At 68.9% G+C, this 21,277-nt stretch carries 22 protein-coding genes; 9 read left to right on the forward strand and 13 right to left on the reverse strand.

What is annotated here, in order from left to right:
- Nucleotides 1–294 precede the first annotated feature (294 nt).
- Nucleotides 295–861: a DUF559 domain-containing protein gene (locus ACFJGV_RS01900; RefSeq protein WP_378146418.1), complete on the forward strand. Its 567-nt coding sequence runs from the start codon at nucleotides 295–297 to the stop codon at nucleotides 859–861.
- An 80-nt stretch (nucleotides 862–941) separates the two neighbouring features.
- Here ACFJGV_RS01900 and ACFJGV_RS01905 read toward each other — a convergent pair whose 3' ends face one another.
- Nucleotides 942–1,532: a biotin transporter BioY gene (locus ACFJGV_RS01905; protein ID WP_378146419.1), complete on the reverse strand. Its 591-nt coding sequence runs from the start codon at nucleotides 1,530–1,532 to the stop codon at nucleotides 942–944.
- Between the two features lie 177 nt (nucleotides 1,533–1,709).
- Here ACFJGV_RS01905 and ACFJGV_RS01910 point away from each other — a divergent pair, with 177 nt between their 5' ends.
- Nucleotides 1,710–3,308: an ABC-F family ATP-binding cassette domain-containing protein gene (locus ACFJGV_RS01910; protein ID WP_378146420.1), complete on the forward strand. Its 1,599-nt coding sequence runs from the start codon at nucleotides 1,710–1,712 to the stop codon at nucleotides 3,306–3,308.
- Between the two features lie 82 nt (nucleotides 3,309–3,390).
- Here the strand turns inward: ACFJGV_RS01910 and ACFJGV_RS01915 are convergent, their stop codons facing one another.
- The 3 genes from ACFJGV_RS01915 to ACFJGV_RS01925 are packed head-to-tail and all read right to left on the reverse strand — an operon-like array spanning nucleotide 3,391 to nucleotide 4,816.
- Nucleotides 3,391–4,230, reverse strand: a complete 840-nt coding sequence (locus tag ACFJGV_RS01915) for an SURF1 family protein (protein WP_378146421.1) — start codon at nucleotides 4,228–4,230, stop codon at nucleotides 3,391–3,393.
- Nucleotides 4,227–4,481, reverse strand: a complete 255-nt coding sequence (locus ACFJGV_RS01920; RefSeq protein ID WP_378146423.1) for a hypothetical protein — start codon at nucleotides 4,479–4,481, stop codon at nucleotides 4,227–4,229. Before ACFJGV_RS01920 ends, ACFJGV_RS01915 begins: the two co-directional genes overlap by 4 nt.
- Nucleotides 4,478–4,816, reverse strand: coding sequence for a DUF3099 domain-containing protein (locus tag ACFJGV_RS01925; RefSeq protein WP_378146425.1), 339 nt, complete (start codon nucleotides 4,814–4,816; stop codon nucleotides 4,478–4,480). Before ACFJGV_RS01925 ends, ACFJGV_RS01920 begins: the two co-directional genes overlap by 4 nt.
- 133 nt (nucleotides 4,817–4,949) lie before the next feature.
- Between ACFJGV_RS01925 and fabG the strand changes: the two genes are divergently transcribed.
- Nucleotides 4,950–5,660, forward strand: coding sequence for a 3-oxoacyl-ACP reductase FabG (gene fabG / locus ACFJGV_RS01930; protein WP_378146427.1), 711 nt, complete (start codon nucleotides 4,950–4,952; stop codon nucleotides 5,658–5,660).
- Nucleotides 5,661–5,766: 106 nt separating this feature from the next.
- On the opposite strand, the gene ACFJGV_RS01935 is transcribed toward fabG, so the two are convergent.
- From ACFJGV_RS01935 to ACFJGV_RS01965, 7 genes are all read right to left on the reverse strand, one after another.
- Complete coding sequence (locus ACFJGV_RS01935; RefSeq protein ID WP_378146428.1) at nucleotides 5,767–6,096, reverse strand: metal-sulfur cluster assembly factor; 330 nt, start codon at nucleotides 6,094–6,096, stop codon at nucleotides 5,767–5,769.
- Nucleotides 6,097–6,100: 4 nt separating this feature from the next.
- Nucleotides 6,101–6,865 (reverse strand): Fe-S cluster assembly ATPase SufC, encoded by a 765-nt coding sequence (gene sufC / locus ACFJGV_RS01940; protein ID WP_085019482.1) that lies wholly within the window; start codon nucleotides 6,863–6,865, stop codon nucleotides 6,101–6,103.
- A 1-nt stretch (nucleotide 6,866) separates the two neighbouring features.
- Complete coding sequence (locus ACFJGV_RS01945) at nucleotides 6,867–7,196, reverse strand: non-heme iron oxygenase ferredoxin subunit (RefSeq protein ID WP_378146430.1); 330 nt, start codon at nucleotides 7,194–7,196, stop codon at nucleotides 6,867–6,869.
- Nucleotides 7,193–8,410, reverse strand: a complete 1,218-nt coding sequence (gene sufD / locus ACFJGV_RS01950) for a Fe-S cluster assembly protein SufD (protein ID WP_378146431.1) — start codon at nucleotides 8,408–8,410, stop codon at nucleotides 7,193–7,195. The genes ACFJGV_RS01945 and sufD overlap by 4 nt, the downstream gene beginning before the upstream one ends.
- Before the next feature lie 2 nt (nucleotides 8,411–8,412).
- Nucleotides 8,413–9,831, reverse strand: a complete 1,419-nt coding sequence (gene sufB / locus ACFJGV_RS01955; protein WP_378146432.1) for a Fe-S cluster assembly protein SufB — start codon at nucleotides 9,829–9,831, stop codon at nucleotides 8,413–8,415.
- A gap of 190 nt (nucleotides 9,832–10,021) precedes the next feature.
- Nucleotides 10,022–10,987 carry a heme A synthase gene (locus ACFJGV_RS01960; RefSeq protein ID WP_378146433.1) on the reverse strand — a complete coding sequence of 322 codons (966 nt, stop codon included), beginning with the start codon at nucleotides 10,985–10,987 and terminating at the stop codon, nucleotides 10,022–10,024.
- Nucleotides 10,987–11,916 carry a heme o synthase gene (locus ACFJGV_RS01965; protein WP_378148608.1) on the reverse strand — a complete coding sequence of 310 codons (930 nt, stop codon included), beginning with the start codon at nucleotides 11,914–11,916 and terminating at the stop codon, nucleotides 10,987–10,989. The genes ACFJGV_RS01960 and ACFJGV_RS01965 overlap by 1 nt, the downstream gene beginning before the upstream one ends.
- A 319-nt stretch (nucleotides 11,917–12,235) precedes the next feature.
- Between ACFJGV_RS01965 and tkt the strand changes: the two genes are divergently transcribed.
- The 6 genes from tkt to pgl are packed head-to-tail and all read left to right on the forward strand — an operon-like array spanning nucleotide 12,236 to nucleotide 20,402.
- A complete protein-coding gene (gene tkt / locus ACFJGV_RS01970) occupies nucleotides 12,236–14,329 on the forward strand; it encodes a transketolase (protein WP_378146435.1) in 2,094 nt (697 codons plus the stop codon).
- Nucleotides 14,330–14,361: 32 nt separating this feature from the next.
- The gene (gene tal, locus ACFJGV_RS01975; protein ID WP_378146436.1) at nucleotides 14,362–15,474 is read left to right on the forward strand and encodes a transaldolase; all 1,113 of its coding nucleotides are present in this window, start codon (nucleotides 14,362–14,364) and stop codon (nucleotides 15,472–15,474) included.
- Nucleotides 15,471–17,072, forward strand: coding sequence for a glucose-6-phosphate isomerase (locus tag ACFJGV_RS01980; protein WP_378146437.1), 1,602 nt, complete (start codon nucleotides 15,471–15,473; stop codon nucleotides 17,070–17,072). The genes tal and ACFJGV_RS01980 overlap by 4 nt, the downstream gene beginning before the upstream one ends.
- Nucleotides 17,073–17,108: 36 nt before the next feature.
- On the forward strand, nucleotides 17,109–18,650 hold the full coding sequence (gene zwf / locus ACFJGV_RS01985) for a glucose-6-phosphate dehydrogenase (RefSeq protein WP_378146438.1): 1,542 nt from the start codon (nucleotides 17,109–17,111) through the stop codon (nucleotides 18,648–18,650).
- Nucleotides 18,647–19,618, forward strand: a complete 972-nt coding sequence (locus ACFJGV_RS01990; RefSeq protein WP_378146439.1) for a glucose-6-phosphate dehydrogenase assembly protein OpcA — start codon at nucleotides 18,647–18,649, stop codon at nucleotides 19,616–19,618. The genes zwf and ACFJGV_RS01990 overlap by 4 nt, the downstream gene beginning before the upstream one ends.
- Before the next feature lie 10 nt (nucleotides 19,619–19,628).
- A complete protein-coding gene (gene pgl, locus ACFJGV_RS01995; RefSeq protein WP_378146440.1) occupies nucleotides 19,629–20,402 on the forward strand; it encodes a 6-phosphogluconolactonase in 774 nt (257 codons plus the stop codon).
- A 166-nt stretch (nucleotides 20,403–20,568) separates the two neighbouring features.
- Here the strand turns inward: pgl and ACFJGV_RS02000 are convergent, their stop codons facing one another.
- Nucleotides 20,569–20,931 (reverse strand): RNA polymerase-binding protein RbpA, encoded by a 363-nt coding sequence (locus tag ACFJGV_RS02000; protein ID WP_085019491.1) that lies wholly within the window; start codon nucleotides 20,929–20,931, stop codon nucleotides 20,569–20,571.
- Between the two features lie 47 nt (nucleotides 20,932–20,978).
- Nucleotides 20,979–21,230, reverse strand: a complete 252-nt coding sequence (secG, locus tag ACFJGV_RS02005; RefSeq protein WP_378146442.1) for a preprotein translocase subunit SecG — start codon at nucleotides 21,228–21,230, stop codon at nucleotides 20,979–20,981.
- Nucleotides 21,231–21,277 lie beyond the last annotated feature (47 nt).

Raw genomic sequence — 21,277 nt, forward strand, 5'->3', positions numbered from 1 at the left:
GTCGTCGAGACCCTCGCCCGCCACGGCGGCGTGGCACCCGTTGCACTCCTCGCTGCACACGGCCACTCCCCTGTGCAGGTTCGTGGCGCCGTCCTCCGTGGGCAGATCTTCCATCCACGGCGAGGATGGGCCGCTCTGCTCGAGGCGGATCCCCGGCTCGTGTCGGCGGCTCGTCTGGGCGGACGCATCACGTGCGTCAGCGCTCTGTCGCTCGGCAAGGTGCACACGCCCCAGGACCACGTCGTGCACCTCCGGGTGCCCAGGACCGCGCGTCGCTTACCGTCCTCAGCCGCGGTGATCCACCGCTCCGACACAGGGCGGGCGGAGGATCCGATCGTCGACCGGATCGACGTCGCCCTCGGGCTCGCGGTGCGATGTCTCCCGCGCGACGAGGCGGTCGCCGTGCTCGACTCGGTCCTCAACCTGGGGCTGTTGGGTCGCGGCGAGGTCCTCACCGTGCTCGCCGACCTCCCGCAGTTCTACCGGGACTACGCCGATCTCCTCGATCCGGGTGCCCAGTCCGGCATCGAGACGCACTTCCGACTCGGGTGCAGGGCGCTCAACCTCCCGCTGCGGAGTCAGGTCGCCATCGGCGGAGTGGGCAGGGTCGACTTCCTCATCGGCGATCGGCTCGTGGTCGAGGTCGACGGCAGGGAGACGCACTCGCCGGCCGCGGCCTTCGCGGCCGACCGCCGACGCGATCTCGCCCTGAAGGAGCGCGGCTATCTCGTCCTCAGGCTCACGTACGCGCAGGTCATGTACGAGTGGCCCCGTGTGGCTGCACTTCTGCGGTCGCTCATCGCGCGCCGCGAGCATCGCTGGTCGGCGGGACACCGCCGGGCCGGGCTCGTCGAGCTGTGAGCGCGTCACTTCGACACCGAAACGACGGAAGCCCCTCCGTACGGGCGGGGCTTCCGAAGAAACGGTGTCGAGGTGACGCGTCAGCGCTTGAGGCGGGCGACGAGCTTCCAGGAGAGCGGGAGGGCGGCGCCGGCGACGAGGGCCTTCATCACGTCGCCCAGGATGAAGGGGTAGAGGCCGTACGTGAGGGTCGTGGCGAGGTCGTAGCCGCCGACCACGGCGAGCCAGGGCAGCGCGATCGCGTAGATCGTGACGCTCCCGGCGAGGAACGCGACGATCGCACCCACGATCTTCCGGTCCCACTCGCGCTGCGCCAGCCAGCCCACGAGGGCGGCGGCGGCGATGAAGCCGAGGATGTAGCCGCCGGTCCCGCCGATCAGGACGGAGAGTCCGTGCGCGCCGTCGGTGAACCACGGCACACCCACCACACCGAGCAGCGCGTACAGCGCGAGGGAGATCGCGCCGCGCGCGGCGCCAAGCGACGCGCCGACGAGCAGCACGGCGAGGGTCTGACCCGAGAACGGCACAGGCCCCACGGGGATCATCCACTGAGCGAGGAGCCCGGTCAGACCCGCGCCGGCAGCTACCAGGACGATGTCGGTGACCAGCGAGCGGGGGATGAGGCGATCGGCGATGGTCGGGCGCCCGTAGGCGAGCGAGACGGTCGACATGCGGTCTCCTGTCGTCGAGATTCGGCGGCGCTGCGTCGGATGTGCCGAGCCGCAGCGGGTGCGCGTCGATTGCGCGGAGAGCGAGCACTCACGGTGGCACCAGCCCTGCGAAATATACTAGGACGCATCCCCCTCCCCACCGTTGTGGCAACGCAACGAAAGAAATGGACTTCGCCTGTGCTCGCCGTCACCGATCTCACCATCAGAGTGGGTGCGCGCACCCTGATGGAGGATGTGTCGTTCCGCGTCGCAGGCGGCGACAAGATCGGTCTCGTGGGCCGGAACGGTGCGGGGAAGACCACGCTCACGAAGGTCCTCGCCGGCGACCTGCTGCCGAACGAGGGGCAGGTGCAGCGCACCGGCGAGCTCGGCTACCTCCCGCAGGACCCGCGATCCGGCGACCCGGAGGAGCTGGCCCGCACACGCATCCTCGACGCTCGCGGCCTCGGCTCGCTCGTGCTCGGAATGCAGGAGGCGTCGCTCGAGATGGCGTCCGACGACCCGGCGGTGAGCGAGCGCGCCATGAAGCGCTACGGCAACCTCACCGACCGCTTCACCGCGCTCGGCGGCTACGCGGCCGAGGCGGAGGCAGCGTCGATCGCCTCGAACCTCAGCCTGCCCGACCGCATCCTCGACCAGCCTCTGAAGACCCTCTCGGGTGGTCAGCGCCGCCGCATCGAGCTGGCGCGCATCCTGTTCTCGGATGCGGAGACCCTCATCCTCGACGAGCCGACCAACCACCTCGACGCCGACTCCGTGGTCTGGCTGCGCGAGTTCCTCAAGGGCTACAACGGCGGCTTCATCGTGATCAGCCACGACATCGAGCTGGTGGGTGAGACGGTCAACCGCGTGTTCTACCTCGATGCGAACCGCCAGGTCATCGACGTGTACAACATGGGCTGGAAGAACTACCTCAAGCAGCGCGAGGCCGACGAGGAGCGCCGCAAGAAGGAGCGCGTCAACGTCGAGAAGAAGGCGAGCCAGCTCCAGCTGCAGGCTGCCCGCTTCGGCGCCAAGGCTTCGAAGGCCGCCGCCGCGCACCAGATGGTCGCGCGGGCCGAGAAGATGCTCTCCGGTCTCGAGGAGGTGCGCGCCGTCGACCGTGTGGCGAAGCTGCGCTTCCCCACCCCCGTCGCGTGCGGTCGCACCCCGCTGATGGCGTCGAACCTCTCGAAGAGCTACGGCTCGCTCGAGATCTTCACCGCCGTCGACCTCGCCATCGACCGCGGCTCGAAGGTGGTGGTGCTCGGGCTGAACGGTGCGGGCAAGACCACGCTCCTGCGCATCCTCGGCGGTGTCGACAAGCCCGACACCGGGCAGCTCGAGCCGGGACATGGCCTGCGTATCGGCTACTACGCGCAGGAGCACGAGACGATCGACGTCAAGCGCTCGGTGCTCGAGAACATGATGTCGGCCTCGCCGAACCTCACCGAGACCGAGGCGCGCCGTGTCCTGGGCTCGTTCCTCTTCACGGGCGACGACTCGCACAAGCCGGCGGGCGTGCTGTCCGGCGGAGAGAAGACCCGTCTGGCGCTGGCCATGATCGTGGTCTCGGGCGCCAACGTGCTGCTGCTCGACGAGCCGACGAACAACCTCGACCCGGCGAGCCGCGATGAGATCCTGGATGCGCTGGCCCACTACGAGGGCGCCGTCGTGCTGGTCAGCCACGACGAGGGTGCCGTCGAGGCGCTCAACCCCGAGCGTGTCCTCATCCTCCCCGACGGCGTCGAGGACCACTGGAACAAGGACTACGCCGACCTCATCAGCCTCGCCTGAGCCGGCGAGACCAGCCGAGCCGACCGAGCCGCGGCGCGAGCCGAGCCACGACGAGACGTGCGGAGCCACGCGGATCGGCGGCCTAGCCCCGTCCGTCGAGGATGTCGTCCTCGATGTCGGCGTCGCTGCGCTTCGCCGCCCGCTTCCGCGCCCGCTCGGCGGCGCGCTCCTGCTCGTCGGGGTCGTCGGAGTTGACCAGCCGATACTCCTGGCGCGCGATGTAGCCGAGCGCGACGAAGCCGAGCAGGGCGAACACGAACCACTGGAACGCATACGACAGGTGCGGCCCCTCGTCCGGGACCGGCTTGGCCACGGCGAGGGGGCGGTCAGCGGCAGCGGGGTCTTCGGTAGCGAGCAACCCGTACGCACCGGTGTAGGTAGGCTCGCCGACCTGCTGCTCGATGAGCGGGAGCTCGATCGTCGCGATCTGCCCCTCGGTCGCCCCGCGGGAGTCGAGGTGGGGCTCCCCCGCCTTCAGGCGGACGACGACCGACACGGTCCCCGACGGAGGCGTCGGCACCGCATCCGGCGCGTCCTGGTTCTGGCCCGTCGGCAGCCAGCCGCGGTCGACGACGAAGACGTCGCCGTTCGAGAGCTGGAGCGGGGTGAGGACCTCGAACCCCGGGTTGCCGTCGAGCGGGCGGTTGCGCACGAGCAACTGGTCGTCGAGGAGGTACGTGCCCGTCATGCTCACCGTGAGCCACTTCTGCGACTCGTCGTACGAGTCGAGCTCGGGCAGGGCCTGCGACAGCGGTGTCGGATCGGCGTCGAAGTTCGTCGCGACCCGGTCGATCTCGGCACGCGCCTCCGCGCGGCGCGCGAGCTGCCAGCACCCGAGGCTGACGCAGACCGTGGCGAAGACGAGCGCGATCGCCAGGTAGCCCGCCCAACGCCGGCTGAGGAGGAACCGCCAGCCGATCACGATGTGCCCCCGGCTGCCACGCCGATCGGCTCGGTCGACGCGGGGGCGCCGATCGCCAGCACCTCGACCGGGAACGATCTGGACGAGAGGAAGCCCTGGAGGTACTCGACGTGCTCGTCGCACGCCAGCCACACCTTGCGGCGGTCTTCGGCATGGATGCGCGGATTGCGCCACTCCACGCGCCACGACGCATCCTCTGCGCACCCCGCCCTCGAGCACTGCGTGGGCTGCGGTGCGCTCAGACCGATCACGAGGCCTTCCGCTCGTCGTCGGCGGGAGGTGTGAAGTCGGCGGGAGGCGTGAAGCCGGCGGGCGGCATCCGGTACACCTGGATAGCCCCGGGCCGTTCGGGCGCCGCCACGGCGGTGTTCATGGTCTGGTTGGCGATGAGGACGGCCACGTACGGCAGCACGATCGCACCGGCGGCGCAGAGCGCCACCGCCCACCACCACTGGAGGACGAAGAAGACCGCGATGAGGCACAGGATGCGGATGCCCATCACGATGAGGTACTTGATCATTCGGGTGCGGCGCTCGTCCTCGGGAGAGGGAGGAAGGCTCGTCACCGACTGCTGCTGCTTCTTCATGCTCGCTTCTCGTCAGTGGATCTCTCAAGAGTACGCCTGCTCCACTGCTCCTAAGCTGGTATGCGGCTCAGTCGTCGCCGAGGTGCGGACGGGAGCCGACAGGCATCACCGCGATCGAACGAAAGGCGTCACCGTGACCCCCAGGACAGTGCTCATCACCGGAGGAAACCGAGGCATCGGATACGCCATCGCCGAGGAGTTCGTCGCTCTGGGGCACCGGGTCGCGGTCACCTCGCGCTCGGGCTCCGGCGGACCGGAGGGGGCGCTCACCGTCGCCGCCGACGTGACCGACGCGGCATCGCTCGACGCGGCGTTCACCCGGGTGGAGCAGGAGCTCGGCCCAGTCGAGGTCGTGGTCGCGAACGCGGGCATCACGAAGGACACCCTCCTCCTGCGCATGACCGAGGACGATTTCACCGACGTGATCGACACCAACCTCACGGGTGCGTTCCGCACCGTGAAGCGCGCGTCGAAGGGGATGCTCAAGCAGCGCTTCGGCCGCGTCATCCTCATCTCGAGCGTCGTCGGCCTCTACGGCTCCCCCGGGCAGATCAACTACTCATCGTCGAAGAGCGCTCTCGTGGGCTTCGCCCGTTCGCTCTCGCGTGAGCTCGGTGCCCGCGGCATCACCGCGAATGTCGTCGCCCCTGGCTTCATCGAGACCGAGATGACCGCCGTGCTGCCCGAGGAGCAGCAGCAGGACTACAAGAAGAGCATCCCGGCCGCGCGCTTCGGGCACACGCAGGAGATCGCGAAGGCCGTCGCGTGGCTCGCGAGCGACGACGCCGCGTACATCACGGGCGCGGTCATCCCCGTCGACGGCGGCCTCGGCATGGGCCACTGAGCCGGGGAGGCCCGGGCTACCGTCACCTCGACACCGAAACACGGAAAGCCCCGCGATAGTCGCGGGGCTTTCCAGTATTCGGTGTCGAAGCGACCGACGATCGCCGTCAGATGGCGAAGCCGAGGGCGCGCATCATCTCGCGGCCGTCGTCGGTGATGCGGTCGGGGCCCCACGGCGGCATCCAGACCCAGTTGATGCGGAAGCGCTCGACGATGCCGTCGAGCGACTCGCCGGTCTGCTCCTCGAGCACGTCGGTGAGCGGGCAGCCGGCCGAGGTGAGGGTCATGCTGATGACGAGAGCGTCGAGCTCGTCGTCCCAGCCGAGGTCGTAGATGAGTCCGAGGTCGACGACGTTGACGCCGAGCTCCGGGTCCATCACATCCTTCAGGGCCTCTTCGACCTTGTCGAAGAGGGCAGGCTCGAGTGTCGTGACCATGCCGTCAGCCTACGTTCGAACCGGCGAGGAAGCGATCGTAGCCCTCGTTCTCGAGCTGCACGGCGAGCTCGGGGCCGCCCTGCTCGGCCACACGACCGGCGACGAACACGTGCACGAAGTCGGGCTTCACGTAGCGCAGGATGCGGTTGTAGTGCGTGATGAGCAGCACGCCGGCGCCGGTGTTCTCCTTGGCGCGGTTGACGCCCTCGGAGACGATCTTCAGCGCGTCGACGTCGAGACCCGAGTCGGTCTCGTCGAGCACGGCGAACTTGGGCTTCAGGAGCTCGAGCTGGAGGATCTCGTTGCGCTTCTTCTCGCCGCCGGAGAAGCCCTCGTTGACGTTGCGCTCACGGAAGGACTTGTCCATCCGGAGCCCCGTCATGGCGGCGTCGACCTCCTTGAGCCACGGGCGCATCGCCGGCGCCTGGCCGTCGATCGCGGTCTTGGCGGTGCGGAGGAAGTTGGCGTTCGACACACCCGGGATCTCGACCGGGTACTGCATCGCGAGGAAGAGGCCCGCACGGGCGCGCTCGTCGACGCTCATGTCGAGCAGCTCCTGGCCGTCGAGGGTGACGGAGCCAGACTCGACGTGGTACTTCGGGTGCCCGGCGATGGCGTACGCGAGGGTCGACTTGCCGGAGCCGTTGGGGCCCATGATGGCGTGGGTCTCGCCCTCGCCCACGGTCAGGTCGACACCGCGGAGGATCTGCTTGGTCCCCTGGTCGGTCTCGACGCTGACGTGCAGGTCTTCGATCTTCAGAGTGGACATGTCAGTTGATCACCTTCGTCTTGGTCGGGTCGATGTAGACGTCGCCGTCGACGATGGAGATCTCGTAGACGGGGACGGGCTCGTAGGCCGGCAGCGTGAGCGGCATGCCGGTCTCGAGAGAGAACTTGGAGCCGTGGGCCCAGCACTCGAGGGTGTCCTCCTCGACGAAGCCCTCGGCGAGCGAGATGTCGCCGTGCGTGCAGGTGTCGCCGATGGCGTGGCACTCCCCCGCGCTGTCTTTCACGAGGGCGATGGGCGCGCCACCGACGACGACGCGCAGCGCCTGGTTGACGGGCACGTCGTCGACCGAGCAGACCTTCTCGGCGCTCACTCGACACCCTCCGAGGCGGGCGCGGATGCAGCGCGGATCGCGGCGAGCTCGTGCTCGATGGCGGCGGTCAGGCGCAGCTCGAGCGCCTCCGACCCCAGCTGCTGCACGATCTCGGCGAGGAAGCCCTGCACGACCAGCCGGCGTGCCTCCTCCTCGGAGATGCCGCGCGACTGCAGGTAGAACAGCTGCTCGTCGTCGAACCGTCCGGTCGAGGAGGCGTGCCCTGCACCCTGGATGTTCCCGGTCTCGATCTCGAGGTTGGGGATGCTGTCGGCGCGGGTGCCGTCGGAGAGCACGAGGTTGCGGTTCTGCTCGTACGAGTCGGTGCCGTCGGCGTGCGGGCCGATGAGGACGTCGCCCACCCAGACGGTGTGCGCGCCGGCGCCGTGCAGCGCACCCTTGAAGGTGACGCGGCTGCGGGTGTCGGCGGCGACGTGGTTCACGTAGGGGCGCTGCTCGATGTACTGCCCGCCGTCGGCGAAGTAGAGGCCGAGCGACTCGACCGATCCGCCCTGCTCGACGAGCTGGAGCGACGGGTTGACGCGCACGACCCCGCCGCCGAGCGACACGATCGCGTGCTTGAGCGTCGCGTCGCGGCCGATGCGGGCGAAGTGGCTGGCGAGGTGCACGGCCGAGTCGTCCCACTCCTGCACGGTCACCACGGTGAGGTTCGCGCCCTCGCCGACGACGATCTCGACGTTCTCGCTGAGGTTCGCCTCGCCGGTGTGCTCGAGGATCACGATGCCCGACGACTGCGGCTCGGCGGTGATCACCGTGTGCGCGGCCCGCGCCTCGGTGCCGAGGCCGGAGACCCGCACGACGGAGTCGCCCGAGACGGATCCGGACACGCGGATGTGCAGGGCGCGCGAGAACGACGACCACGCGTTCGCCGACGCGCGCTCCTCGGGCACGCCCGCGCCGCCGATGGCGGCATCGACGCGGTCGATCCACGAGAGGGTCACGCCGTCGGCGAGCTCGCTCGAGATCTGCGACGAGAGGTCGGAGCCGTCGAGCGCGCCCGACAGGAGCTGCGAGAAGCGCGCGACGGGCGCGAACTTCCACTCGAACTCGAGACCGGAGACGGCGCCGAAGTCGTCGACCGAGGTCGACGTGAAGCGCTCGGAGCGGGTCTGCACGGGGACCAGGGCCCAGCCTCCGTCGGAGTGCGCCTGCGCGCCGTGCTGGGCGGGGGTTGCGGGTGTTGCCTCAGCCATGGTCAGCCGACGGATCCTTCCATGCCCATCTCGATGAGCTTGTTGAGCTCGAGCGCGTACTCCATGGGCAGCTCGCGGGCGATGGGCTCGATGAAGCCGCGCACGATCATGGCCATGGCCTCGTCCTCGGGCATGCCGCGGCTCATGAGGTAGAACAGCTGCTCCTCGGAGACCTTGGAGACCGTCGCCTCGTGGCCGAGCTGCACGTCGTCGACGCGGATGTCGATGGCCGGGTACGTGTCGGAGCGGGAGATCGTGTCGACCAGCAGCGCGTCGCAGCGGACCGTGTTGGCCGAGTGGTGCGCCTTGGCGTCGACCCGGACCTCGCCGCGGTAGCCGGCGCGGCCACCGCCGCGGGCGATCGACTTCGACACGATCGACGACTGCGTGTATGGCGCCATGTGGATCATCTTCGCGCCGGCGTCCTGGTGCTGACCGGGGCCGGCGAACGCGACGGAGAGGGTCTCGCCCTTGGCGTGCTCGCCCGCGAGGTAGATGGACGGGTACTTCATCGTCACCTTGGAGCCGATGTTGCCGTCGATCCACTCCATCGTCGCGCCCTCGTGCGCGATCGCGCGCTTGGTGACGAGGTTGTAGACGTTGTTCGACCAGTTCTGGATCGTCGTGTAGCGCACGCGGGCGTTCTTCTTCACGATGATCTCGACGACGGCCGAGTGCAGCGAGTCGCTCTTGTAGATGGGGGCGGTGCAGCCCTCGATGTAGTGGACGTAGCTGTCCTCGTCGGCGATGATCAGCGTCCGCTCGAACTGGCCCATGTTCTCGGTGTTGATCCGGAAGTAGGCCTGCAGCGGGATCTCGACGTGCACGCCCTTCGGCACGTAGACGAACGAGCCGCCTGACCAGACGGCCGTGTTGAGCGCGGCGAACTTGTTGTCGCCCGAGGGGATGACCGAGCCGAAGTACTCCTCGAAGAACTCGGGGTGCTCGCGGAGCGCGGTGTCGGTGTCCATGAAGATGACGCCCTGGGCCTCGAGGTCCTCGCGGATCTGGTGGTACACCACCTCGGACTCGTACTGGGCGGCGACGCCGGCCACGAGACGCTGGCGCTCGGCCTCCGGGATGCCCAGCTTCTCGTAGGTGTTCTTGATGTCTTCGGGGAGCTCTTCCCACGAGGTCGCCTGCTTCTCGGTGGAGCGGACGAAGTACTTGATGTTGTCGAAGTCGATGCCCGACAGATCGGCGCCCCACGTGGGCATGGGCTTGCGCTCGAAGATGCTCATCGCCTTGAGGCGGTTCTTGAGCATCCACTCGGGCTCGTTCTTGAGCTTCGAGATGCGCGAGACGACCTGTTCGGAGAGTCCACGTTCGGCGGCCGCACCCGCGGCGTCGGGGTCGGACCAGCCGAACTCGTACACCCCGAGGTTCTCGAGTTCCGGTCGGTCGATGAGCACGTCTGACATGAGTGACTCCCTTCCTCGCCTTCAACCTCCGGCACACGTCGGTCATTCCATCGTGCCGGGAAGGCTCGCCGAACCCAGGGTCTGCGGAGGTTTCCGCGCCGATTCGGGTATCGGTGGCGATCGTCCTCCCGACCAGGATGGCCTGGAAGAACCCCATGATTCTACAGGGGATTGCGGCGCGATCGGGCGCTCAGGGCGAAACCGTGACCCGGGTCTCAGGGAGAGTCGACCCGCTCGGGGTCTTCGGTGCGAAGAGCGTCGGATGCGTGTCGAGCAGCACCCGGAGCGCGCCCACCCACACCAGGGCCGAGCCGAGCAGGTGCAGCACGACCATCCACTCGGGCAGCCCGAGGAGCGACTGCGCGAGGCCCAGACCCGCCTGCAGCACGACGATCGCCACGAACGTGGCCGAGCGGCGGACCGCCAGCTGTGCGCCGGGGACGCGGAGGCACTGCACCAGCACCGCGATGCCGAGCACGAGGGCGGCCACGCCGAGCACGCCGTGGACGATCGTCACCTGCTCCCAGACGAAGACCATCCGGGGCACGTCGGCGGAGTCGCCCGAGTGCGGCCCGGATCCGGTGACCGTGGTGCCGACGGCGATGAGCACGGCGGTGACGATCACGAGGACCCAGGAGAGCGTGCCCACCCGGCTCGGGAACCGGACGGCGGCCGACTGACCCCGGTGCGCCCGGTGCCAGGTGAGGGTGGTCGTGGTGAGGAGCGCGGTCGCCATGATGAAGTGGAACGCGACCACGTAGGGGTTGAGCTCGACCAGCACCGAGATTCCGCCGACGATCGCGTTGGCGATCACGAGCCAGAACTGCGACCAGGCCAGTCGCGTCATGCTGCGGTCACGGGGCTTCTGCAGGCGAGCGGCGACGATCGCCCAGCCGACGGCGACGATGAGCACGCCGGTCAGCGCCCGGTTGGTGAACTCGATGACACCGTGGATGCCGAGCTCGGGCGTCGTGGCGAGCGACCCGGTGTCGCAGGCGGGCCAGGTGGGGCAGCCGAGGCCCGACCCGGTGACGCGGACCACTCCCCCGGTGACGATGATGAGGATGCTCACGAGCAGCGACGCGGTCGTGCCCCAGCGGAGCGCGCGAGGGCCGAGCGTCATACGCTCGGCGAGCCAGCCGAAGGGGGTGAGCATCAGAACTGCAGGAAGGGCACGAGCGGATCGATGGCGACCGCGAGGAACAGGAGCGTGAGGTAGGTGATCGAGCCGTGGAAGACCCGCATGGGCTTGATCTCCAGGTCGCGGATCGACCGGTTGTAGAGGCGGTGCGACTCGTAGAGGAACCAGGCGCCCGCGATGACCGCGGTCGCGCTGTAGATGAGGCCCATGTGCCCGACCGGGATGAGCAGCAGCGAACAGGCCACCATCGCCCAGGCGTAGAGGATGATCTGGAGGCCCACGACGACACGGCCGCGCACGACGGCCAGCATCGGCACCCCGGCGGCCTTGTAGTCGACGCGGTACTTCATCGACAGAGGCCAGTAGTGCGGCGGCGTCCAGAGGAAGATGACGCCGAACAGGATGAGGGCCTCCCACGACAGCGAGTTCGTGACGGCCGCCCATCCGATCAGCACCGGCATGCAGCCGGCCGTGCCGCCCCAGACGATGTTCTGCGGGGTGCGGCGCTTCAGCCAGAGCGTGTAGACGAAGACGTAGATGAGCATCGCGCCGAGCGACAGCGCGGCGCTGAGCAGGTTGACGAAGACGCCGAGCACGACGATCGACAGCACGCCGATGGTCCAGGCGAAGACGAGGGCCTCGCGGTCGGTGAGCACCCCCGTGACGAGCGGGCGCTTCGACGTGCGGTTCATCACACGATCGATGTCGCGGTCGATGTAGCAGTTGAACGCCCCGGCGCTGCCGGCGCTCAGCGCACCGCCGACGAGGGTCCAGAGGATGAGCCACAGGTCGGGGATGCCGCGCTGGGCGAGGATCATGACCGGGACGGTCGTGACGAGCAGCAGCTCGATGACGCGCGGCTTCGTGAGCTCGAAGTACGCCTTGACCTTGTCGACGGGTCGGACGGGAGGACGCTCCACCCGGCTGGGTGCCGCTACGTCCATCGACCTCATCCCGTCCATCATCTGCCCCGGGAACCCAGTCTATGGGATGTATACACGTGGTCCGGTCCGGGATGCGGGCGACGGTGTCCCTGAGAGGGTCGTCAATCCCCCTGTCATTGTGGGAATGTTCACGCGGTCCGCACGTTGTGCGTCCATATACTTGTCAGCAGCGACACAGGCGTGGTGATTCGTGAGCCCACGTGCTTCGCGTCGGGGGCCCGTGAGGCAGTGGCCTCGCCCTCGACCGGATCGTCTCGCTGTGTAGACAAGGATGCGGCCCGCACGTTGCCGGCCGCGACGCAGAAGGGTGCACGAACTCGTGGCAGCACTGCAATGGGACTCCATTGACGACAAGGCAGTAACGACGGCCAAGATCCTCGCGGCGGATGCCGTGGAGAAGGTCGGGAACGGGCATCCGGGTACCGCGATCAGCCTCGCTCCCGCCGCCTACCTCCTCTTCCAGAAGGTCATGCGGAAGGATCCGGCCGACCCGACCTGGATCGGCGCCGACCGCTTCATCCTCTCGGTGGGCCACTCGTCGCTCACGCAGTACGTGCAGCTCTACCTCGCGGGCTACGGACTCGAGCTCGACGACCTCAAGGCGCTCCGCACCTGGGGCTCGCTCACGCCCGGTCACCCGGAGTACGGCCACACCAAGGGCGTCGAGATCACGACCGGCCCGCTCGGCCAGGGCCTGGCCTCCTCGGTCGGCTTCGCCTACGCGCAGCGCTACGAGCGCGGCCTGTTCGACCCGAACGCCGAGCCGGGCACGAGCCCGTTCGACCACCACACCTACGTCATCTGCGGCGACGGCGACATGCAGGAGGGCGTGACGAGCGAGGCCTCCTCGCTCGCCGGCCACCAGCAGCTCGGCAACCTCATCGCCATCTACGACTCGAACCAGATCTCGATCGAGGACGACACCAACATCGCCTTCACCGAGGACGTCCGCGCCCGCTACGAGGCCTATCACTGGCACGTGCAGGTCGTCGACTGGAAGAAGACCGGGCAGTACGTCGAGGACGTCGAGGCGCTCTACGAGGCCATCGAGGCCGCGAAGGCCGAGACCGACAAGCCGTCCCTGATCATCCTCAAGACGATCATCGGCTGGCCGAGCCCGAAGAAGCAGAACACCGGCAAGATCCACGGCTCAGCGCTCGGCGCCGACGAGCTGAAGGGTCTCAAGGAGGTCGTCGGCTTCGACCCCGAGCAGTCCTTCGTGGTCGCCGAGGACGTCATCGAGCACACCCGCGGTGCGATCGCCCGTGGCTCCGAGCTCAAGGCCGAGTGGCAGAAGGGCTTCGACGCCTGGGCTGCGGCCAACCCCGAGAAGAAGGCTCTGTTCGACCGTCTCGAGGCCGGCGAGCTCCCCGACGACATCGAGAGCGCGCTCCCCGTGTTCGAGGCGGGCAAGGACTCCTCCACCCGTTCGGCCTCGGGCAAGGTGCTCAACGCGCTGGCCGAGAAGCTTCCGGAGCTGTGGGGCGGGTCGGCCGACCTGGCGGAGTCGAACAACACCACCATCGAGTCGGCGGCGTCGTTCGTGCCCAGCGAGCACTCCACCCACGAGTGGACCGGCAACGAGTACGGTCGCGTGCTGCACTTCGGCATCCGCGAGCACGCCATGGGCTCGATCATCAACGGCATCACGCTGCACGGGAAGACCCGCCCCTACGGCGGCACGTTCCTCATCTTCAGCGACTACATGCGCCCCGCCGTCCGTCTCGCCGCGCTCATGCGCGTGCCGTCGATCTTCGTCTGGACGCACGACTCCGTCGCGCTCGGCGAGGACGGCCCCACGCACCAGCCGATCGAGCAGCTGTGGGCGCTCCGCGCCATCCCGAACCTCGAGGTCGTGCGCCCCGGCGACGCCAACGAGGTCGCCTACGCCTGGCTCGAGCTGCTGCGTCGCCACCGCGACCCGGCCGGCATCGCGCTGACCCGCCAGAACATCCCGGTGTTCGCTCGCGGTGAGGGCGACGCCTCCGGCGACACCTTCGCCAGCGCGAAGAACGTCTCGAAGGGCGCGTACATCCTCGCCGAGGCGCCGAACGGCACCCCCGACGTGATCTTCCTCGCGACCGGCTCCGAGGTGCAGATCGCCGTCGAGGCGCGCGAGGAGCTGGCGAAGGAGGGCGTGAACGCCCGTGTCGTCTCCGTGCCGTGCCTGGAGTGGTTCGAGGAGCAGCCGACGGAGTACAAGGAGCACGTGCTCCCCGCCTCCGTGAAGGCGCGCGTCTCGATCGAGGCCGGGCTCGAGCTCGGCTGGCGCAAGTACATCGGCGACCACGGCCGCGCCGTGTCGATCGAGCACTTCGGCGCCTCCGCCGACTACAAGACGCTGTTCCGCGAGTTCGGCATCACCACCGAGGCGGCTCTCGAGGCTGCCAAGACCTCCCTGGCCTCCCTCTAGGCCTTCGACAACGACGATCACGAGGAGAGAACATGACGGAGAACACCCCCACCGCTGAGCTGTCGAAGGTCGGTGTCAGCATCTGGCTCGACGACCTGTCGCGCGACCGCATCACCTCCGGCGGCCTGCAGAAGCTGATCGACGAGAAGAACGTCGTCGGCGTCACCACCAACCCCACGATCTTCGCGGGCGCCCTGTCCAAGGGCAACGCGTACGACGCCCAGGTCGCCGAGCTCGCCAAGGCGGGCAAGGATGCGACCGGCGCCGTCTTCGAGATCACCACCGACGACGTCGCGAACGCCTGCGACCTCTTCCTCCCGATCTACGAGTCGTCGAAGGGCTTCGACGGCCGCGTCTCGATCGAGGTCGAGCCGGGTCTCGCACACGACACCGAGGGCACCATCGCGCAGGCCAAGCAGCTGCACGACCGAGTCGCCCGCGAGAACGTGCTCATCAAGATCCCGGCCACCGTCGAGGGCCTCGGCGCCATCACCGAGACCATCGCGGCGGGCATCAGCGTCAACGTGACCCTGATCTTCTCGCTCGAGCGCTACCGAGACGTCATCAACGCCTACCTCGCGGGCCTCGAGAAGGCCAAGGAGGCGGGCCACGACCTGTCGAAGATCCACTCGGTCGCCTCGTTCTTCGTGTCGCGTGTCGACACCGAGATCGACAAGCGCCTCGAGGCGGTCGGCACCGACGAGGCCGCCGCGCTCAAGGGCAAGGCGGGTGTCGCGAACGCCCGTCTCGCCTACGAGGTCTACGAGCAGGCGTTCACCACCGAGCGCGCCCAGTACCTCCTCGAGGCGGGCGCGAACAAGCAGCGCCCGCTGTGGGCCTCGACCGGCGTCAAGGACCCGTCGATCCCCGACACGTTCTACGTCGTCGAGCTCGCCGCCCCCGAGGTCGTCAACACGATGCCCGAGAAGACGCTCGACGCGACCTTCGACCACGGCGAGATCAAGGGCGACACCATCTCGGGCACCTACCTCGAGGCCAACAAGGTCCTCGACGCGGTCGCCGCACAGGGCGTGTCGTACGCCGACGTGACCGAGCAGCTCGAGCGCGAGGGCGTCGAGAAGTTCGTCGTGTCGTGGAACGAGCTGCTCGAGGCGATCACCGGGCAGCTGGAGGCGGCGAAGTGACCGTCGCGATCCACGTCTCCGGCGACGCGAAGACCGCCGTCGAGACACACGTTCCCCAGCTCGTCCGCGACCTCGTCGCGTCGGGCATCACCGGGCTCGACCCGGCGCTCTGGGGCCCCGAGGCCGAGTCGGAGGCGTCGAAGCGCCTCGGCTGGACCGAGGCCGTCGCGATCTCCCGTCCGCTGGTCCCCCGCATCCACGAGCTGCGCGAGCAGCTCCTGGCGAAGGGCGTGAACCACTTCGTGCTGGCCGGCATGGGCGGATCCTCCCTCGCTCCCGAGGTCATCACCCGCACCGCGGGCGTCGAGCTGACCATCCTCGACTCGACCGACCCCGACCAGGTCCGCGCCGCGGTCTCCGACCGGCTCGAGACGAGCGCCCTCGTGGTGTCGTCGAAGTCCGGCTCGACCCTCGAGACCGACAGCCAGCGCCGCACCTACGAGCACGCCTTCCGCGAGGCCGGCATCGACCCGGCCGAGCGCATCGTGGTCGTGACCGACCCCGGATCGCCCCTCGAAGCCTCCGCACGCGAGGCCGGCTACACGGTGTTCAACGCCGACCCGAACGTCGGCGGCCGCTACTCGGCGCTCACCGCCTTCGGTCTCGTGCCGTCGGGCCTGGCGGGCGTCGACATCGACGAGCTGTTGAACGAGGCCGAGGCCATCCAGCTCAACCTGTCGGCCGACGACGACGAGAACTTCGGTCTCATCCTCGGCGCGGCCATCGGCGGAACGTCGCCCTTCCGAGACAAGCTCGGCATCGTGTCCGACGGCACCCACATCAAGGGGTTCGCCGACTGGGCCGAGCAGCTCATCGCCGAGTCGACGGGCAAGGACGGCAAGGGAATCCTCCCCGTCGTGCTCGACGTCGACTCCCCCGAGCTGACCGAGGGCCTCCCCGACGTGCAGATCGTGCGTCTCGTCGACGACGCGAACCACCACCACCTGCGCGAGCGCCACCCGGGCGAGATCCTCATCAGCGGATCCCTCGGCGCTCTCATGCTCACGTGGGAGTACGCGGTCGCCGTCGCGGGCCGTCTCATCGGCATCAACCCGTTCGACCAGCCCGACGTCGAGTCGGCCAAGGCGGCCGCGCGCGGTCTCCTCGACCAGCGGCCCGAGGCCGTCGCCCCGGCGTTCGTCGCCGAGGGCGTCGAGGTCCGCGGCACCGACGACGTGCTCGCCGGCGTCACCACGCTCGAGGGCGCGATCGCGAAGCTCATCGAGCTGCTGCCGGCTGACGGCTACATCGCCGTGCAGGCCTACGTCGACCGCCTCGAGCTGCCGCAGCTCGCCGAGACCCGCGACGCCCTCGCCGCGAAGTCGAAGCGCCCTGTGACGTTCGGATGGGGTCCCCGGTTCCTGCACTCGACGGGCCAGTACCACAAGGGCGGACCGGCCATCGGCGTGTTCCTGCAGATCACGAGCGTCCCCCGCGAGGACCTCGAGATCCCGGACCGTCCGTTCACCTACGGGCAGCTGATCCAGGCTCAGGCCGCCGGCGACGCCAACGTGCTCCACGAGCACGGCCGTCCGGTGCTGCGTCTCAACCTCACCGACAGCGGTGCGGTCGACGCGGTCCTGAACGCCGTCCGCTGACCCGACAGCACGAGAGCTGAAGCAAGGAGATCTCGCATGCCCCCCGTCGACATCACCCCGGAGTCCAATCCGCTCCGGCTCCCCATCGATCGCAGGCTGAACCGCATCGCCGGTCCCAGCGGTCTGGTCATCTTCGGGGTCACCGGCGACCTCTCCCGCAAGAAGCTCATGCCCGCGGTCTACGACCTCGCCAGTCGCGGCCTGCTCCCGCCGGGGTTCTCCCTGATCGGGTTCGCGCGCCGCGACTGGGAGGACCAGGACTTCGAGCGTGTCGTCCACGACTCCGTGCGCGACCACGCGCGGACCCCGTTCGACGAGGACGTGTGGCGTCAGCTCTCCGAGGGCATCCGCTTCGTCTCGGGTGAGTTCGGCGACGATGCGGCCTTCGAGCAGCTGGGTCAGACGATCGAGGAGCTCGACCGCGACCGCGGCACGAACGGCAACTACGCCTTCTACCTCTCGATCCCGCCGAAGGCGTTCCCGCTCGTGACCGAGCAGCTGCGCCGCACCGGGCTCGCCGAGCAGAAGGACGGCTACTGGCGCCGCGTCGTCATCGAGAAGCCGTTCGGCAGCGACCTCAAGACGGCTCGTGAGCTCAACGACGTGGTCGAGAGCGTGTTCCCGGCCGACTCTGTGTTCCGCATCGACCACTACCTCGGCAAGGAGACCGTCCAGAACATCCTGGCGCTCCGCTTCGCGAACCAGCTCTACGAGCCCATCTGGAACGCGAACTACGTCGACCACGTTCAGATCACCATGGCGGAGGACATCGGCGTCGGCGGCCGTGCCGGCTACTACGACGGCATCGGCGCGGCGCGCGACGTCATCCAGAATCACCTGCTGCAGCTGATGGCGCTCACCGCGATGGAGGAGCCGATCTCGTTCGACGCGGCCGACCTGCGCGCCGAGAAGGAGAAGGTCCTCGCGGCGGTGAAGCTGCCCGACGACCTCTCGACCATCACGGCGCGCGGTCAGTACTCCGGCGGCTGGCAGGGCGGCGAGAAGGTGCCCGGGTTCCTGGAGGAGGACGGGATGAACCCCGAGTCCACCACCGAGACCTACGCCGCCGTCCGCCTCGACATCGGCACCCGGCGCTGGGCCGGCGTCCCGTTCTACCTGCGGGCGGGCAAGCGCCTCGGCCGCCGTGTGACCGAGATCGCCGTCGTCTTCAAGCGCGCCCCGCAGTACCTGTTCGCCGAGAGCCAGACCGCGGAGCTCGGTCAGAACGCCCTCGTCATCCGGGTGCAGCCCGATGAGGGCGTGACGATCCGGTTCGGATCGAAGGTCCCCGGCGCGGGCATGCAGGTGCGCGACGTCACGATGGACTTCGGCTACGGCCACGCGTTCACCGAGGCCAGCCCCGAGGCGTACGAGCGACTCATCCTCGATGTGCTCCTCGGCGACCCGCCCCTCTTCCCGCGTCAGCGCGAGGTGGAGCTGTCGTGGATGATCCTCGACCCGATCGAAGAGTACTGGTCGACCCTCGGCCAGCCTGAGCAGTACCGTCCCGGCACGTGGGGCCCGGCATCCGCCGACGCCCTGCTCGCCCGCGACGGCCGGACCTGGAGGCGGCCGTGATCGTCGATCTTCCCGACACCACCACCAGCAAGATCTCGAAGTCGCTGGTCAAGATCCGTGAGGAGGGCGGTGCCGTGGCCCTCGGCCGCGTGCTCACCCTCATCATCGTGACCGAGCAGGGCGAGGAGGAGGTCGCCATCGAGGCGGCCAACGACGCCTCGCGCGAGCACCCGATGCGCGTCATCGTGCTCTCGACCGAGCCTGGCGAGAACGGCCGGACCGGCCGCGGCGCTCGACTCGACGCGCAGATCCGCGTCGGCGGCGACGCGGGCGCGAGCGAGGTCATCCTCCTCCGCGCCTATGGCGCCGTCGCGAGCGACGAGGAGAGCCTCGTCACGGGCCTGCTCCTGCCCGACGCTCCGGTGGTCGTCTGGTGGCCCATGCACGCCCCCGAGGACGTCTCCGCCTCGAGCCTCGGCCGCATCGCCACGCGACGCATCACCGACTCCTCGAGCGAGTCGAACCCCGTCGAGTCGCTCATGGCCCGGTCGCGCAGCTACTCCCCCGGCGACACCGACTTCGCCTGGACGCGGCTCACGCTCTGGCGGGCTCAGCTCGCCGCGGCGCTCGACCAGCCGCCGTACGAGCCGGTGACCGACATCGAGGTGTCGGGCGCCTCCGACTCGCCGTCGACCCTGCTGCTGGCCGCCTGGCTGCGCCACCAGCTCAAGGTGCCCGTGAAGTACGGCCTGCGGTCGCGCGCGAACGGCTCCAGCGGCATCCACGGCGTGATCCTCACCCGCGACAGCGGCCCGATCGAGCTGGTGCGCGACATCCCGAACGTCGCCACGCTCTCCGAGCCGAACCAGCCCACGCACACGCTCGCGCTGCCGCGAAGGAACCTGCGCGACTGCCTCGCGGAGGAGTTGCGTAGGCTCGACCCCGATGTGCTCTACGGTGAAGTGATCACCCAGGGCCTCGTGGAGATGCTCGAGACCGACACGAGCGTCGACGCCGACGCGAGCTGAGAGAGCGACAATGACGACGAACGACCGACGCGTACTGGTGCACCCCGACAAGGAGGCCCTGGCCGGCTCGGTCGCCGCGCGCTTCATCACGAAGATCATCGACATCCTCGATGAGAACGACGAGGCGCACGTCGTCCTCACCGGAGGCGGCATGGGAGGTGCGGTGCTCACCGAGATCCGCACCTCCGCCGCCTCCGACACCATCGACTGGGGTCGCATCCACTTCTGGTGGGGCGACGAGCGGTTCGTGCCGAAGGGCGACCCCGACCGCAACGACCAGCAGGCGTTCGACGCGCTGCTCGACCACGTGCCGGTCGACCCGGCCAAGGTGCACCCCTTCCCCTCGTCCGACGAGATCGAGTCGCTCGACGAGGCGGCCGTGGCGTACTCCGACGAGCTGGCCGCCGCGGCACCCGAAGGCGCGACGCACCCGCGGTTCGACATCCTCTTCCTCGGTGTCGGGCCCGACGGGCACATCGCGTCGCTGTTCCCCGGGCACCCCGAGATCCGCATCAAGGATGCGACGGTCGTGCCTGTGCGAAACTCCCCCAAGCCGCCTCCTCTGCGCCTCTCACTGACGCTCCCGGTCATCCAGTCTGCCGACCGCGTCTGGATGGTGCTGGCGGGCTCCGACAAAGCCTCCGCCATCGGACTGGCCCTGGCAGGCGCGAGCATCGACGAGGTGCCCGTGGCGGGCGCCGAAGGCCGCCGTCGCACGGTCTTCTTCGTCGACCGCGAGGCCGCCGCCGAGGTCCCCGAGAACCTCATCGCCCCGTCGTACTGAGTCCCTTCGTCACCTCGACACCGAATCCGTCGAAGCCCCGCTCCATGAGCGGGGCTTCGGCTTTCCGGTGTCGGGGCGACGCCGCCGGCAGCGGTGGCGCAGGAACGCCGAAGGGCCAGCCGCACGCCGTTGTGCGACTGGCCCTTCGGGTTTCAGCGAAGCTGTATCAGCTGGCGACCGTGCCACGGCGGGCGCGGAGCTGCTGGAGTGCGTCGTCGAGGAGCTGCTCGGCCTCCTCGGGCGAGCGGCGCTCCTTCACGTACGCGAGGTGCGTCTTGTAGGGCTCGAGCTTGGCGACCGACGGCGGGTTCGCCTTGTCGCGGCCCGCGGGCAGACCCGAGGCCGGGCAGTCGATCGTCTCGGGGATCTCCTCGTCGGGCACGTTGGCCGCGAAGTACCGGACGGTCTCGTTGCCGAGCGCATCCCAGTACGAGACGGCCACGCGCTCGGCGTGATAGCCGCGGTCCTGTTCGCCCATCGGACCGGCGCCGACGCGCGAGCCGCGGATTGCACTGCCACCAGAAGCCATGGGATCCCCTAATCCTTAGAGAGCACGTTCAGGTCGAGCTGCGGCACTCAGATGCCGGCCGAGAACTTGGTGATGAGGCCGAGCACGACGATGCACGCGACCCAGACCAGCGCCAGGATGATCGTGATGCGGTTGAGGTTGCGCTCAGCCACGCCCGAGGCACCCAGGTTCGAGGTGATGCCGCCGCCGAACATGTCGGACAGACCGCCACCGCGGCCCTTGTGCAGGAGGATCAGCAGGGTCAGCAGGAGACTCGTGATGGCGAGGACCACCTGGAGGACGACCTGGAGTATTTCCACAGAAAGGGCCTTTCGAGAGCAGAGGAGGGCACAGGCCCCCGCAGCCG

The organism is Cnuibacter sp. UC19_7 (genome assembly GCF_042699995.1).
In the GTDB taxonomy this organism is placed as follows: Bacteria; Actinomycetota; Actinomycetes; order Actinomycetales; family Microbacteriaceae; genus Cnuibacter.